The sequence below is a fragment of the Sneathia vaginalis genome, from assembly GCF_000973085.1.
GTDB classification, from domain to species: Bacteria; Fusobacteriota; Fusobacteriia; order Fusobacteriales; family Leptotrichiaceae; genus Sneathia; species Sneathia vaginalis.
Genome location: NZ_CP011280.1, coordinates 695,187 through 708,656, shown reverse-complemented (window position 1 = coordinate 708,656; position 13,470 = coordinate 695,187). Strand labels below are relative to the sequence as shown.

The 13,470-nt window shown below is 28.4% G+C and carries 16 protein-coding genes; 11 read left to right on the top strand and 5 right to left on the bottom strand.

Features of this window, described 5'->3' with window-relative positions:
• Position 1 precedes the first annotated feature (1 nt).
• Positions 2–463 (bottom strand): C40 family peptidase, encoded by a 462-nt coding sequence (locus VC03_RS03610; RefSeq protein WP_046328710.1) that lies wholly within the window; start codon positions 461–463, stop codon positions 2–4.
• A 142-nt stretch (positions 464–605) separates the two neighbouring features.
• On the opposite strand from VC03_RS03610, the gene rph reads away from it, so the two are divergent.
• The 9 genes from rph to thyA all read left to right on the top strand — a co-directional run bounded on the left by rph (position 606) and on the right by thyA (position 8,325).
• The gene (gene rph / locus VC03_RS03605) at positions 606–1,301 is read left to right on the top strand and encodes a ribonuclease PH (protein WP_046328709.1); all 696 of its coding nucleotides are present in this window, start codon (positions 606–608) and stop codon (positions 1,299–1,301) included.
• Positions 1,302–1,314: 13 nt separating this feature from the next.
• Entirely contained in the window at positions 1,315–2,376 is a 1,062-nt protein-coding gene (rlmN, locus tag VC03_RS03600; protein ID WP_046328708.1) for a dual-specificity RNA methyltransferase RlmN, read from the top strand.
• Positions 2,360–4,348 (top strand): transglycosylase domain-containing protein, encoded by a 1,989-nt coding sequence (locus VC03_RS03595; RefSeq protein ID WP_046328707.1) that lies wholly within the window; start codon positions 2,360–2,362, stop codon positions 4,346–4,348. The genes rlmN and VC03_RS03595 overlap by 17 nt, the downstream gene beginning before the upstream one ends.
• A gap of 9 nt (positions 4,349–4,357) precedes the next feature.
• Positions 4,358–5,242 carry a GTPase Era gene (era, locus tag VC03_RS03590; protein ID WP_046328706.1) on the top strand — a complete coding sequence of 295 codons (885 nt, stop codon included), beginning with the start codon at positions 4,358–4,360 and terminating at the stop codon, positions 5,240–5,242.
• A 195-nt stretch (positions 5,243–5,437) separates the two neighbouring features.
• Entirely contained in the window at positions 5,438–5,971 is a 534-nt protein-coding gene (gene infC / locus VC03_RS03585; protein ID WP_046328705.1) for a translation initiation factor IF-3, read from the top strand.
• A gap of 14 nt (positions 5,972–5,985) precedes the next feature.
• The gene (gene rpmI / locus VC03_RS03580; protein WP_046328704.1) at positions 5,986–6,192 is read left to right on the top strand and encodes a 50S ribosomal protein L35; all 207 of its coding nucleotides are present in this window, start codon (positions 5,986–5,988) and stop codon (positions 6,190–6,192) included.
• Positions 6,193–6,206: 14 nt separating this feature from the next.
• Positions 6,207–6,557, top strand: a complete 351-nt coding sequence (rplT, locus tag VC03_RS03575) for a 50S ribosomal protein L20 (protein WP_046328703.1) — start codon at positions 6,207–6,209, stop codon at positions 6,555–6,557.
• Between the two features lie 50 nt (positions 6,558–6,607).
• Positions 6,608–7,459 (top strand): bifunctional 5,10-methylenetetrahydrofolate dehydrogenase/5,10-methenyltetrahydrofolate cyclohydrolase, encoded by an 852-nt coding sequence (locus VC03_RS03570; protein ID WP_046328702.1) that lies wholly within the window; start codon positions 6,608–6,610, stop codon positions 7,457–7,459.
• Positions 7,456–8,325, top strand: coding sequence for a thymidylate synthase (thyA, locus tag VC03_RS03565; RefSeq protein ID WP_046328701.1), 870 nt, complete (start codon positions 7,456–7,458; stop codon positions 8,323–8,325). Before VC03_RS03570 ends, thyA begins: the two co-directional genes overlap by 4 nt.
• Positions 8,326–8,344: 19 nt before the next feature.
• Here the strand turns inward: thyA and VC03_RS03560 are convergent, their stop codons facing one another.
• The 4 genes from VC03_RS03560 to rplU are packed head-to-tail and all read right to left on the bottom strand — an operon-like array spanning position 8,345 to position 9,900.
• A complete protein-coding gene (locus VC03_RS03560) occupies positions 8,345–8,953 on the bottom strand; it encodes an endonuclease III domain-containing protein (RefSeq protein ID WP_046328700.1) in 609 nt (202 codons plus the stop codon).
• A 39-nt stretch (positions 8,954–8,992) separates the two neighbouring features.
• Complete coding sequence (rpmA, locus tag VC03_RS03555) at positions 8,993–9,277, bottom strand: 50S ribosomal protein L27 (RefSeq protein ID WP_046328699.1); 285 nt, start codon at positions 9,275–9,277, stop codon at positions 8,993–8,995.
• 3 nt (positions 9,278–9,280) lie between these two features.
• A complete protein-coding gene (locus tag VC03_RS03550) occupies positions 9,281–9,598 on the bottom strand; it encodes a ribosomal-processing cysteine protease Prp (RefSeq protein WP_046328698.1) in 318 nt (105 codons plus the stop codon).
• Positions 9,599–9,603: 5 nt separating this feature from the next.
• A complete protein-coding gene (rplU, locus tag VC03_RS03545) occupies positions 9,604–9,900 on the bottom strand; it encodes a 50S ribosomal protein L21 (RefSeq protein WP_046329280.1) in 297 nt (98 codons plus the stop codon).
• A gap of 142 nt (positions 9,901–10,042) precedes the next feature.
• On the opposite strand from rplU, the gene VC03_RS06585 reads away from it, so the two are divergent.
• Both VC03_RS06585 and VC03_RS03535 read left to right on the top strand, forming a co-directional pair.
• The gene (locus tag VC03_RS06585; RefSeq protein WP_052727684.1) at positions 10,043–11,137 is read left to right on the top strand and encodes a D-alanyl-D-alanine carboxypeptidase family protein; all 1,095 of its coding nucleotides are present in this window, start codon (positions 10,043–10,045) and stop codon (positions 11,135–11,137) included.
• The gene (locus VC03_RS03535) at positions 11,134–13,470 is read left to right on the top strand and encodes an endonuclease MutS2 (RefSeq protein WP_046328697.1); all 2,337 of its coding nucleotides are present in this window, start codon (positions 11,134–11,136) and stop codon (positions 13,468–13,470) included. The genes VC03_RS06585 and VC03_RS03535 overlap by 4 nt, the downstream gene beginning before the upstream one ends.

Genomic DNA, 13,470 nt, shown 5'->3' with positions numbered 1-13,470 from the left:
TTCATTTTTTCTTATTAACTACACTTACTCCCCATTTAAATGTTTTTTTGTAATATCCTTCTAACTCTGATATTACTACACCTCTTTTTGAAGAAGATGCGTGTATAAATTTATTATTACCTATATATATACCAACGTGTGAAATTCTTGCTTTACTAGTAGTTTTAAAGAATAACAAGTCTCCAACTTCTAGGTTAGAAAACTTAGCTGTACCTATTTTTGCTATATCATATGATGATCTAGGTAAGTCTATATTTGCTTTCTTTTTATAAACATAATTCACAAATCCAGAGCAGTCAAATGTACTAGGACCTTTGCTTCCCCATCTATATGGAGTATCAAGATAAGTCATTGCATATTCAGAAATTTGCTTACGTATATCATCAGCAGTCTTGTTATTATTTGCAAATGATATATTAATTGAAAGAATTAATGTTATTATCAATATAAACTTTTTAACCATACTCTACCTCCATCATATACCATAAGTATAACCTATTAGTCTTAGTTTAATCTTTGAATTAATTAAAATTTTTCTTAGTTTTTATATTTGATATTATTTTAAAAACTATGATATAATTAAAATAAAAAAGGACAGGCAGAAAATGAGAGCAGATAATAGAAAGTATAATGAATTGAGACAAATAAAAGTGACACCAAATTATACAATGCATGCTGAAGGTTCAGTTTTAATTGAGTTTGGGAATACAAAAGTAATATGTAATGCAACAGTTGAAGATAAGGTTCCACCATTTTTAAAAGGTAAGAAAATAGGTTGGATAACTGCAGAATATGCAATGTTGCCAAGAGCTACTACTACAAGAAATAAAAGAGAATCACAAACTGGTAAACAAAATGGAAGATCTATAGAAATACAACGTCTAATAGGAAGATCATTAAGATCTGCAATAGACTTAGAAAAACTAGGTGAGAGAACAATTACAATAGATTGTGATGTTATACAAGCAGATGGAGGTACAAGAACAGCATCAATTACTGGTGGATACTTAGCATTGGAACTTGCAATTACAAAACTATTAAAAGATGGGACATTAACATTTAATCCTATAGTTTCAAAGGTAGCAGCAATTAGTGTAGGTAAAGTTAATGGAGAACTTTTACTAGACCTTGACTATCAAGAAGACTGTAAAGCAGGTGTTGATATGAATATTGTAATGAATAACAAGAATGAGTTTATAGAAATACAAGGAACAGGAGAACATGATACATTCAATTATTCTGAATTATTATCTTTCCTTGATTTAGCTAAACTAGCATTTGATGAGTTATTCTTGCTATAAGGAGAAGTTTTTAATGGAAAAAGTTGATATTTTAAGCTTAGATGTTAAAGATTTACAAGATATACTAAAAGAACACAAAATAAATGGTTTTGTTGCAAGACAAATTTATGATTTTTTACATAATAAGCTAGAATTTAATTTTGATAATTTTAATAATATTAAAAAGGAAACTAGGAGTCTTTTAAAAGATTTATTCTATATCCCAGAGCTAAAAAAAGTAACTTCACTCATCTCAAAAGATAAGCAAAGTGAAAAATACCTATTTTCCTTAAACGATAAACTTTTATTAGAATCTGTACTATTGACTCATGATAATAGAAAGACACTGTGTGTATCATCGCAAATAGGGTGTCCACTAAGATGTGATTTCTGTGCAACAGGTACAATGAAGTTTGAAAAAAATCTAACAGCATCTGAAATTATCATGCAATTTTATCTAATACAAAAAGATTTGAAAAAGAAAAATCAAAAGATAAGTAATATCGTTTATATGGGTATGGGAGAGCCATTTTTAAATTATGATAATGTAATTAAGTCTGTAAATATATTAAATAATCCTAATGGTCAAAATATATCGAAAAGGAATTTTACAATTTCAACTTCAGGTTTAATTAATGAGATAAAAAAATTAGCTGATGATGAAAAACAAGTGCATTTAGCGATATCATTACATTCTGCTATACAAAGTGTGAGAGATAAGCTTATGCCTATAAACAAAAGATATAGCTTGGAAAAACTAGCTGAGTCTTTAAAATATTATCAAGATAAAACAAATAATAGAATAACATTTGAGTATATATTAATAGATGATTTGAATATGGATAAAGATGCGGTTAGTGCGTTAACAAAATTTATCAAACAATTTAATGCTCACGTAAATTTAATACCGTATAATAAGGTTTTTGGTAAACCATATATAACTCCAAGTAAGACAAGACAACATGCTTTCTATAACGCATTGAAAAATAATAAGATAAATGTTACATTAAGAGATACAAAAGGACAAGATATAGCAGCAGCATGTGGACAATTAAAAATTAAAAAGGAGAAAGAACAAGATGGCAAAAATAATTAAAGTAAGCTTTTTAGCTGTTGTAGCATTTGTTTTTCTTTTTTTAGCATATACAGTATATGAAGTAAAAAAACAATACCCTGTAGAAATGTTAGAAAATTATGAACCCTTAAAACCATCAGTAATTTACGATATTAATGGTAAGCAAATAGATGTACTAGCAATAGAAAATAGAGATCCCATTGCTATTACTGAAGTTCCTAAGGTTGTTCAAAATGCCTTTATAGCTGTTGAAGATAAAAGATTTAGAAAACACCACGGAATAGATTTAATAAGATCTACTAAGGCATTAATCTTAAATGTTACTAAAACAGGACGTCAAGGTGGAAGTACCATAACTCAACAACTAGTAAAAAATGCTTTTTTAACATCTGAGAGAACTTTTAAACGTAAGATAACAGAAGCAATACTTGCAATAGAAATGGAAAGAATTTATACAAAAGATGAAATATTAGAATATTATTTAAATACTATTAACTTTGGACGTGGGGCATATGGTATAAAAAATGGATCACTAAAATATTTTGGTGTTTTACCTAAGGACTTGACTATTGCACAGGCTGCAATATTAGCAAGTATACCAAAGTCTCCATCTAAGTACTCACAATTAAAAAATGCACTAGATCGTCAAAAGATAGTACTAGAATCAATGTATACAGGTGGCTTTATTACCAAAGATGAATATAATAAGGCATTAAAAGAAAAGATTACTTTCATAACACCTAAAGAAATGGAAAAGAGAAGTGAAACACAAGAAATATCAAATTCTAATGTTTCACCAGAAGTTACAACAGTTGTACTAAATGAAATGAAAAAAATACTTCATATAGATGATGATGATATTAAGTCATTGTTTAATGGATACAAGATATATTCAACAGTTGATATAGATATGCAAAAAGCTGCATATAAAGCCTTTGAAGCAAATGCTAATTTAAAGAAAAGAGCTAATTTACAAGGTGCATTAATATCAATGGATACAACTAATGGTTTTGTTAAAGCAATGGTTGGTGGGAAAAATTATGTTAAAGGTGATTTTAATAGAGCAATATATGCTAAAAGACAACCAGGTTCATCATTTAAACCAGTTGCATATTTAGCAGCATTACAAAAAGGTATACCTATGAACACTGTCTTAGAAGATTCACCAACAATGTTTGGAAAATGGTCACCAAAGAACTATGATTTAAAATATAGATCTAATATGACTATGTTAAAGGCACTAGAAGTATCAAATAACGTTGCAGCTGTAAAAGTATTAGATTTAGCAGGTATAGATAATGCTAAAAAAGTTTGGTTAGATTCAGGAGTAACATCTGAACACTTCCCTAATGATTTAACACTAGCATTAGGATCTATAACAACAACACCACTTGATATGTTAAGATTTTACAGTGCATTATCTAATGGTGGATACAAGGTAGAACCACAGTTCATATACAAGATAGAAAATAGATATGGTGAAGTAATTTATGAAGCCGATACTAAGAAGACTAAAATATATGAACCAGAAGATGTAGCATTAATAACATTTATGTTACAACAAGTAATAGAACATGGAACAGGACAATCAGCTAAATTATACAAAAATGGTAAATTAATACCAGTAGCTGGTAAAACTGGTACAACAAGTGACTATGTATCTGCATGGTTTACAGGATATACACCTACACTTGCAACAGTAGTATATGTAGGAAATGATGATAATAAGACTATGGGTAAAGGAATGTCAGGTTCAGCTGCAGCTATACCTTTATGGAAAAACTATATGCAAGCTGTAATTAATTTACCAAATTATAACGTAGGTAATTTTGACTATATAATAAACGGAATGTTACAGGGTAAACTTGAGCAATATAATATAGACTTACTAAATGGAATGTTAGATGTGGATGGTGTTAATGTAAGTCCAGCACTATTTAAAGCAGGTAGTGCACCATTAGAGTTTGAAAGTCTAAATAATTTTGAATATTAGGAGATATTAATGAAATCAGGATTTATTTCACTAGTTGGTAGACCTAATGTAGGTAAATCAACTTTAATGAATAAATTAATAAATGAAAAATTATCAATAATTTCTGATAAGTCAGGAACAACAAGAGATAAAATAAGGGGAATTACAAATATAGGGGAGTGTCAATATATTTTTGTTGACACCCCTGGTATACATAAACCTAGACACCTATTAGGTGAGTATATGACAAATACAGCACTAGAATCTTTAGAAGAAGCTGATTTAATACTCTTTATACTAGACGGAACAGAAACCATTAGTACAGGTGATCAATTTGTTAGAGAAAATATTGAAAAAGTAAATACACCTTGTGCTGTGATAATAAATAAGTCTGATAAGATGACTGATCAAGAAATTGAAGAAAAGAAAAAAGAAATAGAGGAAAAACTAGGCAGTGACTTTGTAGATATTATTCCAATAACTGCTGAATATGGTATAGGTATACAAAGAATATTTGATTTATGTAAGAAATATTTATCAAGTAATGTATGGTTTTATCCAGAAGATTACTATACTGATATGCCAGTTAATAAGATAGTAATAGAGGTTATAAGAGAAAAAATACTACAGCTAACACGTGATGAAATACCACATAGTGTAGCAGTAGAGATAATTAATGTTAAAACATTACCTAATATACGCCATTATGATGTCAATATTTATGTAGAAAGAACATCACAAAAGGGGATAATAATAGGTGAAAATGGTAGGTTAATTAAAGAGATAGGAATAAAGTCTAGAAAAGAAATAGAAAACTTAATAGGCATGAAGATTAATCTTAAATTATGGGTTAAGGTTAATAAGAAGTGGAGAAAGAATAAAAAGTTCCTAGAGGAACAAGGATACAAGCTTTAAATAACTGCTTGACAAAATAAAGAAAATAGTATATCATTAACATAGTATTTGTGAAGAAGAAACATTGATTTCTCACCTTTCCATTTTTTAAATGAGTCTGGTTATTGTTAATTGATATATATTACAAGTAATTTGTAGTATTTTTGATTGTGTGAGAAACAAGGTTTAATATCTTGTTTTTTTTAATTTTAGGAGGTGTTCTGTATTAAAGGAACTAACAAATCTGATGGAATCAGAATTAATGAAGAAATTAGATGTAGAGAAATAAGGGTAATTGGTGAAGATGGTGAATTAATTGGGGTAATGTCACCAAGAGAAGCACTAGAAATTGCAATGGAAAATAATTTAGACTTAGTTGAATTATCTCCAAACGCTGTTCCGCCCGTTTGTAAAATTATGAATTATGGTAAATTCAGATATGAAAAGACAAAAAAGGAAAAAGAAAATAAGAAGAAGCAAAAAAACATCGTTGTTAAAGAGTTGCGTATTAAACCTCATATAGATGAACATGACAAGCAAACTAAGGTTGCACAAATAACAAAATTCTTAGAAAAAGAATATAAGGTTAAAGTTAGTTTAAAATTATCTGGAAGAGAAAGATTACACGTTGATTCATCTATAAAAGTTTTAGACGAATTTGCAGAACAATTTGATGATATAGCAATAGTCGAAAAGAAATATGGTAAAGAACAAATACAAAAATATATAATGTTATCACCTAAAAAATAAGGAGGAAAAAAATTATGCCAAAAATGAAAACACATAGAGGTGCAAAAAAAAGAATTAAAATAACAGGAAGCGGAAAATTTGTAATAAGACACTCAGGTAAAAGTCATATTTTAACTAAGAAGACTCATAAGAGAAAGAAAGGTTTAGGACAAGATTACGTAATTTCAGCAGGAGCTGCTAAGAAAGTTTCAAAACTATTAGCAGTAAGCCAAGGAAGATAGGAGGAAGATAAAATATGGCAAGAGTAAGAACAGGAATAGTAAGAAGAAAAAGACATAAGAAAATATTAAAAGAAGCTAAAGGATTTAAAGGAACAAGAAAGACTAATTTCAGAAAAGCTAATGAAGCTGTAAGAAGAGCGATGGCATTCTCTACTGAACATAGAAAATTAAAGAAGAGAACAATGAGAGAACTATGGATAATAAGAATAAATGCTGCATCAAGATTAAATGGAATTTCTTATTCAAAATTCATGAATGGTTTAAAGAAGCTTAACATTTCTCTAGACAGAAAAGTATTAGCTGACTTAGCTGTTAATAATGCAAGTGAATTTGCAAAATTAGTAGAACAAGTAAAAAATATATAGCATATAGATAAGGTTCACATTTTGTGAACCTTTTTTATTAAAGGAGTTTTATGATAATTGATGGTAAAAAAGTAGCCAATAATCTTTTAATGGCTCTTAAAGAAAAGCATGAGATATTAAAAGCAAAAATTAATAGACCCGCAACATTAACCGTAATACTAGTAGGTGATGATGATGCATCTAAAATATATGTTAGGAATAAGGAAAATGCTTGCAAAAAAGTTGGAATCAAATCTAATACCATAATACTTCCTTCTAATACACAAAAAGAGGAATTAATAGAAGTAATACGAAAGGAAAATAATAACCCAGATGTTGATGCCATACTATTACAACTACCACTTCCTAAGCATTTAGATCAAATTGAAATATCATCATATATAGACTATAGAAAAGATGTTGATGGTTTTACCCCTATAAACCTTGGTAAAATGATGTTAAATAAAAGTGGGATACGTCCATGTACAGCTGTTGGAGTTATTAAATTACTAGAAGAATATGGAGTAAATATAGCTGGTGCAGATGTTGTAATTATCGGACGGAGTAATATAGTTGGTAAGCCTCTTAGTATAATGCTAACGAATTTATCGGCAACAGTTCAAGTTTGTCATTCAAAAACAAAAAATATTGATGAGAAAATTGCTAATGCTGACATATTAATAACAGCAGCAGGTTATCCTAATTTAATAAATAAGCATCATAAATTAAAAAAAGGTGTATGCATAATAGATGTTGGAATAAATAGAGTAAATGGCAAACTTTGTGGTGATGTTAATATTAATGAGATAGATTTAGAATCTGTTTCATATATTACCCCTGTTCCAGGTGGAGTAGGACCAATGACAGTAGCTTGTTTAATGGAAAATGTAATAAATATATTTGAAAGTAGGTTAGATAAATGAGGGTGTATAAGGAACTTGTAAGATATGTATTAGAAAATGGAGTAAGAAAAAAGACAAGGACAGGAGTAGATACATTATCAGTATTTTCATATTCATATAGAGTTAATCTAAATGATGGTTATCCTCTATTAACAACAAAAAAAATGTATTTTAATTCTATGTTACATGAACTTTTTTGGTATTTAAGTGGTGAAGAACATATTAAAGAATTTAGAAAAAAGTCTAAAATATGGGATGCTTGGGCAAATGAAAATGGAGAATTAGAAACAGCTTATGGAAGATTTTGGAGAAGATATCCAGTTCCAGAAGTTAGTTTACCTGGTGAGGTATTTGTAGACGAGACTAATAAGTACACAAAAAGAGAAGAAAATGGTCAATTAGTTTTTGATCAAATTGGGTATATAATAGGGACATTAAAGGAAATGAAAAAAAATCCTGAATTAATGAATGGTAGAAGATTAGTTGTAAGTGCATGGCATCCAGCTAATGCAACCATATCAAAATTACCACCTTGTCACTATACTTTTGCATTTTGTGTATTAGGTAACAAACTTAACTGTCATTTAACACAAAGAAGTGGCGATATTGCACTAGGAATACCTTTTAATTTAGCATGTTATTCACTTTTAACTATGATGATTGCAAAAGAATGTGGATATGAATTAGGTGAATTTTCACATACAATAATTGATGCACATATATATGTAAACCATATTGAAGGGTTAAAGGAACAATTAGAAAGAGAAGAATATCCACTACCTAAAATTGAGATTAATGATAAGCCATTTGACGAATTAACTTTCTCTGATATTAGATTAATAGGGTATAAGTCACATCCAGTAATTAAATTTGATGTTGCAGTATAAGGCACAAAAAAAGAAGATATCATATCTTCTTTTTTAATGCACATATTTCACAATCACTTGTACATTTTTGCCGTCCATGTAGTATAAAGTACTTTGAAAGTAAGCCCCAATATTTTTTTGGAGTAATTTTCATTAAATCTTTTTCTATTATTTCAGGATTCTTACTTTTAGAAAAACCTAATTCATTTGAAAGTCTTTTTACATGAGTATCTACTACAATACCTACTGAAATATCCCATAGATCGTATAAAAGGACATTGGCAGTTTTTCTACCTATACCTGATAGGGATAAAAGATCATCCATATTATGTGGGAGTACACCATTAAATCGTGTAATTAATTCATGTGCGTTTAGTTTTAAATTTTTTGCTTTGTTGTTATAGAAACCGCAGGAGAAAATATATTGTTTTAGAGTATTAATATCCATATTTTCCATGTCAAAAGGAGTCTTGATATATTTAAACAATTCTTTTGTAATTATATTCACCCTTTTATCTGTACACTGTGCTGATAGAATTACAGCAACCATTAATTGATACTCAGTAGTATAGTTTAAAAACACCTTTGGGTGACCATATTTTTTCTCCATTAAGGTTAAAATATACTTCATTTTTTCTTTATTATTCATAAATCACCTATAAAAAAACGAGCCTAAGCTCGCTTTATTTTATCTAGTTTCGTATATACTTACTTTCTTTTTACCTTTTCCGTAGTCTTCAAATTTTACATAACCATCTATTAAGGCAAATAAAGTATAGTCTTTACCTAAGCCCATGTTAGTACCTTTGTGGAATTTAGTTCCTCTTTGTCTAACTATGATATTACCAGCTTTTACAAATTCACCATCATATTTTTTAATTCCTAAATATTTAGGATTAGAATCTCTACCATTTCTTGTAGACCCTTGTCCTTTTTTTGAGGCAAATATTTGTAGGTTTAACTTTAATAACATTTTTCATACCTCCATTACTTTAAACTTTATATTTTTAGGATACTCACTTGCTAGCTCTTCTATAAATACATAATATGACTTTAGAAAATCTTGACATTTATCTACATCAGTATTACTTAAATCACATAGAGTATATCCTTCATCTATTACATATTTAGGGTTTAAATGAAGTATTTCAATAATCCCATTAATAGTCATTAGAGTAGTAGATGAAACAGCAGAACAAACAATATCAGTTCCTAGATTAGATAAGTTAGCATGACCTTTAATTTCAAAAGATAGAATCTTTGAATTAGAAGTCTTAAATAAAACATTTATCATTAGTACTAACCTTGTATTTCTTTTATTTCAATTAAAGTATATTGTTGTCTATGACCTTTTTTTCTGTAGTATGTCTTCTTGTCATATTTAAAGTTGATAACCTTTTTAAGCTTGTCATGAGCTTTAACTGTTGCAATTACTTTAGCACCTTCAACAAATGGAGTTCCTATTTTTCCATCTATCATTAATACTTCATCAAATACAACATCTGAATTAACTTCAGTGGCTAATTTTTCAACTTTTAAAACTGACCCAACTTCAACTTTATATTGTTTTCCACCAGTTTTTATTACTGCAAACATCATGTTCACCTCCGTAATTATTTTCGCTGTCTAGGTATTAGCGACCTATACCATGCGTACAAGATATAATAGCATATCTTGTACATACTGTCAATATATGGTAAAATAATTATAAAGTATAAAGAAAGGGAAAAGTGCTAAAATGTTCAATAAAAAAATATATGCTATGCTTTTTACACTTTGTACATACACTACGTTTTCGTATACTAGTGCATATAGTATAACTGATACGAATTTTGTGTCATATAAATATGATGAGCAGCAACTACGACCTATTGCATCTTTAACTAAGCTTATGAATATTATGGTTACATTGGATGCCGTAAAAGAAAAGAAGGTTTCATTAGAAGATTATGTTAATATATCAAAACCCATGACCTTAATTAAAGAAACAAGCATAAAAATGGATGTAAATGATAAGATAAAACTTGAAGACTTATTAAAAGCAGAAATTGTTCATTCAGCAAATAATGCAGCATATGCAGTTGCAATGTATGTTTCGAATAACAATGTAGATGAGTTCATAAAAAAGATGAATGAAAAAGCCAAACAACTAGGTATGAAAAACACTACCTTTTATACTCCAACAGGTCTTCCAACAAAATATACCCAATTGCCTCTTGATGTATCAACTGCAAAAGATTTAGGTATAATGGGACTTGAAGCTTTAAAGTATAAAGAAATAATAGAATGGGCAAAATTAAAAAAGATAAATATTAATGGATATTTTTACTATAATCGTAATAAATTATTAGGTGAAAATGGTAACTTTGGTCTTAAAACTGGATATCATAAGTTATCAGGTTTTAATATGATAGGTGCATTTAATATCCATGGTGTTAACCTAATAAATGTATCATTAAATGATGAAAGTAATAAAGAAAAATTTTCTAGTCAAGAATTTTTAACTAATGAATATTTAAATAAAGTTAAACGTTACTTAGAAAAAGGAAGTACTTATGGTGTAGTAAGAGTTAAATACTCTAAGGAAAAGTATGTAGAAGCCTTAATTGACGAAGACTTCTATTACTACAACACTGACTATGTAATAAAAGAACATATGTACAACTTAAAAGGAAGTATAAAGAAAAATCAACGTGTGGGTGAACTTAAAATATATAGTAAGAATAATAAATTAATTACAACAATATATTTAATTTCTAAAACAAGTACAAGAAAACTAAATATATTTGAGAGAATACTAGAATTTTTTGGCTTATTAAAGGGGAAAAAATGAAAACATATGAAGATATACTAGAGTATTATAAAATAAAAAATGAATTAATAGATTATGCTATTTTAAATAGCACAAAAGAAAAGTTTTTAGACCTAACCTTATATACTTCTAAGGAAAAATTAGAAGAAGAACTCAGTCTAATGCTAGATATGATAGATTTCTACAAGTACGATGATGGATTTAGCATAGAGGTAATTAAGGATATAGATACACCATTAAAGTCTCTTGAAATTTTAGGCTCATATCTTGAAACTGTAGATCTTTCTAATATTAGAATGGATATTATTCTTTATCGTAAATGTAAGAGTCGTGCTAAAAACGTTCGTGATAAGTACAAAAGAATTTATGACTTATTTGTATCTAGTATAGATACAAAAGATTTAGAAACTGTTTTAAATGATATAATAGACGATGATGGGAATATATTAGAAACTGCCTCACCTTTATTAAAAGATGTTAGAAAGCAAAAACATATAATAAACGAAACTATTAAAGATAAACTAGAAGGATATATAAATGATCCTAAGTTTTCTAATGCAATAGCAGAAAAGTTCATAACAACAAGAAATGATAGATATGTTCTGGCTGTTAAAACAGATTTTAAGGGGTTAATAAAAGGAATAGAACACGATAAATCATCAACAGGAAATACTACTTATCTAGAACCTTTAGGTATAGTATCGTTAAATAATAGACTACGTGAATATGAGGCACGTGAAAGAGAAGAAATAAGAAAAATATTAATTAGAATTACTGAATATATTCGTGGTAAAAAGGAAGAAGTTTTAAGTATAAACGAAACATTAAAAAGATTAGACTTTTTAAATGCTAAAGTTATCTTTTCACATAATCATGACTGCACAGTTCCTAAAATTTTAACTAAGGGTACATTTAAATTAGTTAATGCACGTCATCCCTTTATACCTAAAGATAAGGTAGTTCCTATTAGTTTTAGTATTGATGAAAAAAGTAGTTTAATGTTAATAACAGGACCAAATACTGGTGGTAAGACTGTAACACTAAAAGTTGCAGGTCTACTTTCAATTATGGCATTATCAGGTATCCCTATACCTAGTGATGAAAGTTCTCAAATATTAATGTTTGATAGAATATTAGCAGATATAGGGGATGAACAAAGTATAGAACAAAATTTATCTTCTTTTTCATCACATGTAAGCTCTATAGCTAATATTTTAAAAGACTCTACTAGTAAGTCTTTAATACTTCTAGATGAATTAGGTTCAGGAACAGATCCTATAGAAGGTGCAGCATTTGCTATGTCTATAATCGACTATTTAAATAATATGGGATGTTATGGAATAATTTCAACACACTATAGTGAAGTTAAGGCTCATGCATACAATAATCAAGGTATAAAGACATCATCAATGGAATTTGATGTTAAAACTTTAGCACCTACATACAGATTAATTGAAGGTATACCAGGTGAAAGTAATGCTTTAATTATTGCTAAAAAGTATGGTATATCTGATGATATTATACAAAATGCTAAAAGCTATATCAGTGAAGATAACAAAAAAGTTGAAAAAATGTTGCAAGCAATAAAGAAGCAAAATGAGGATTTAGAACTTGCAAATGAAAAAGTAAGAGCTTTAACTGAAGAACTTAATGAAAAGAAGGAAGAATATAATAAAAAGATATTTGATTTAGAATATCAAAAAGAAGAAATACTTAATGAAAGTATTAAAAAAGCAGATGAGTATATACGTAATATGCAGGCAAAAGCTAAGGCATTAATTGAAAAAATTAATCAAGAAGATGCAAGTAAACAAAATGTAAAAGATACTCAAAGAAGTATAAATATGCTATATAACTCAATAATTGAAGATAAGAAAAAATCAAGTAAACCAAGTAAGATTAAGATAAAAGATACTGGATTTAGCGTAGGAGAAGAAATTCTAGTTAAGTCTTTAAATAAGACTGCAAAAATAATTAAAATATTAGATACAAAGGCTTCCTTACAAGTTCAAGCGGGTATACTAAAAATGGTCATACCTATAGCTGATGCAATTAAATTAAAACATAAGAATACTAAACCTAAGGGTACAGTAATTTACAAGAGAAGTGATTCAAAGACTGAAATTGATGTACGTGGTATGATAGCATCAGAGGCTATACATGATATAGAAAGTTTTCTAGATAAGGCAGTACTTACTGGATATACACTAGTATATATCGTACATGGTAAAGGAACTATGGTTTTAAGACAAAAAATACGTGAGTATTTAAAAACTTCTCCATATGTAAAAGAATTTAAAGATGCAGAACAAAATGAAGGTGGACATGGTTGTACAGTTGTAACCTTAAAATAG

Coding starts and splice junctions, on each gene's coding strand:
- VC03_RS03610 (WP_046328710.1), bottom strand. CDS start 463: ATGGTTAAAAAGTTTATATTGATAATAACATTAATTCTTTCAATTAAT.
- rph (WP_046328709.1), top strand. CDS start 606: ATGAGAGCAGATAATAGAAAGTATAATGAATTGAGACAAATAAAAGTG.
- rlmN (WP_046328708.1), top strand. CDS start 1,315: ATGGAAAAAGTTGATATTTTAAGCTTAGATGTTAAAGATTTACAAGAT.
- VC03_RS03595 (WP_046328707.1), top strand. CDS start 2,360: ATGGCAAAAATAATTAAAGTAAGCTTTTTAGCTGTTGTAGCATTTGTT.
- era (WP_046328706.1), top strand. CDS start 4,358: ATGAAATCAGGATTTATTTCACTAGTTGGTAGACCTAATGTAGGTAAA.
- rpmI (WP_046328704.1), top strand. CDS start 5,986: ATGCCAAAAATGAAAACACATAGAGGTGCAAAAAAAAGAATTAAAATA.
- rplT (WP_046328703.1), top strand. CDS start 6,207: ATGGCAAGAGTAAGAACAGGAATAGTAAGAAGAAAAAGACATAAGAAA.
- VC03_RS03570 (WP_046328702.1), top strand. CDS start 6,608: ATGATAATTGATGGTAAAAAAGTAGCCAATAATCTTTTAATGGCTCTT.
- thyA (WP_046328701.1), top strand. CDS start 7,456: ATGAGGGTGTATAAGGAACTTGTAAGATATGTATTAGAAAATGGAGTA.
- VC03_RS03560 (WP_046328700.1), bottom strand. CDS start 8,953: ATGAATAATAAAGAAAAAATGAAGTATATTTTAACCTTAATGGAGAAA.
- rpmA (WP_046328699.1), bottom strand. CDS start 9,277: ATGTTATTAAAGTTAAACCTACAAATATTTGCCTCAAAAAAAGGACAA.
- VC03_RS03550 (WP_046328698.1), bottom strand. CDS start 9,598: ATGATAAATGTTTTATTTAAGACTTCTAATTCAAAGATTCTATCTTTT.
- rplU (WP_046329280.1), bottom strand. CDS start 9,900: ATGTTTGCAGTAATAAAAACTGGTGGAAAACAATATAAAGTTGAAGTT.
- VC03_RS06585 (WP_052727684.1), top strand. CDS start 10,043: ATGTTCAATAAAAAAATATATGCTATGCTTTTTACACTTTGTACATAC.
- VC03_RS03535 (WP_046328697.1), top strand. CDS start 11,134: ATGAAAACATATGAAGATATACTAGAGTATTATAAAATAAAAAATGAA.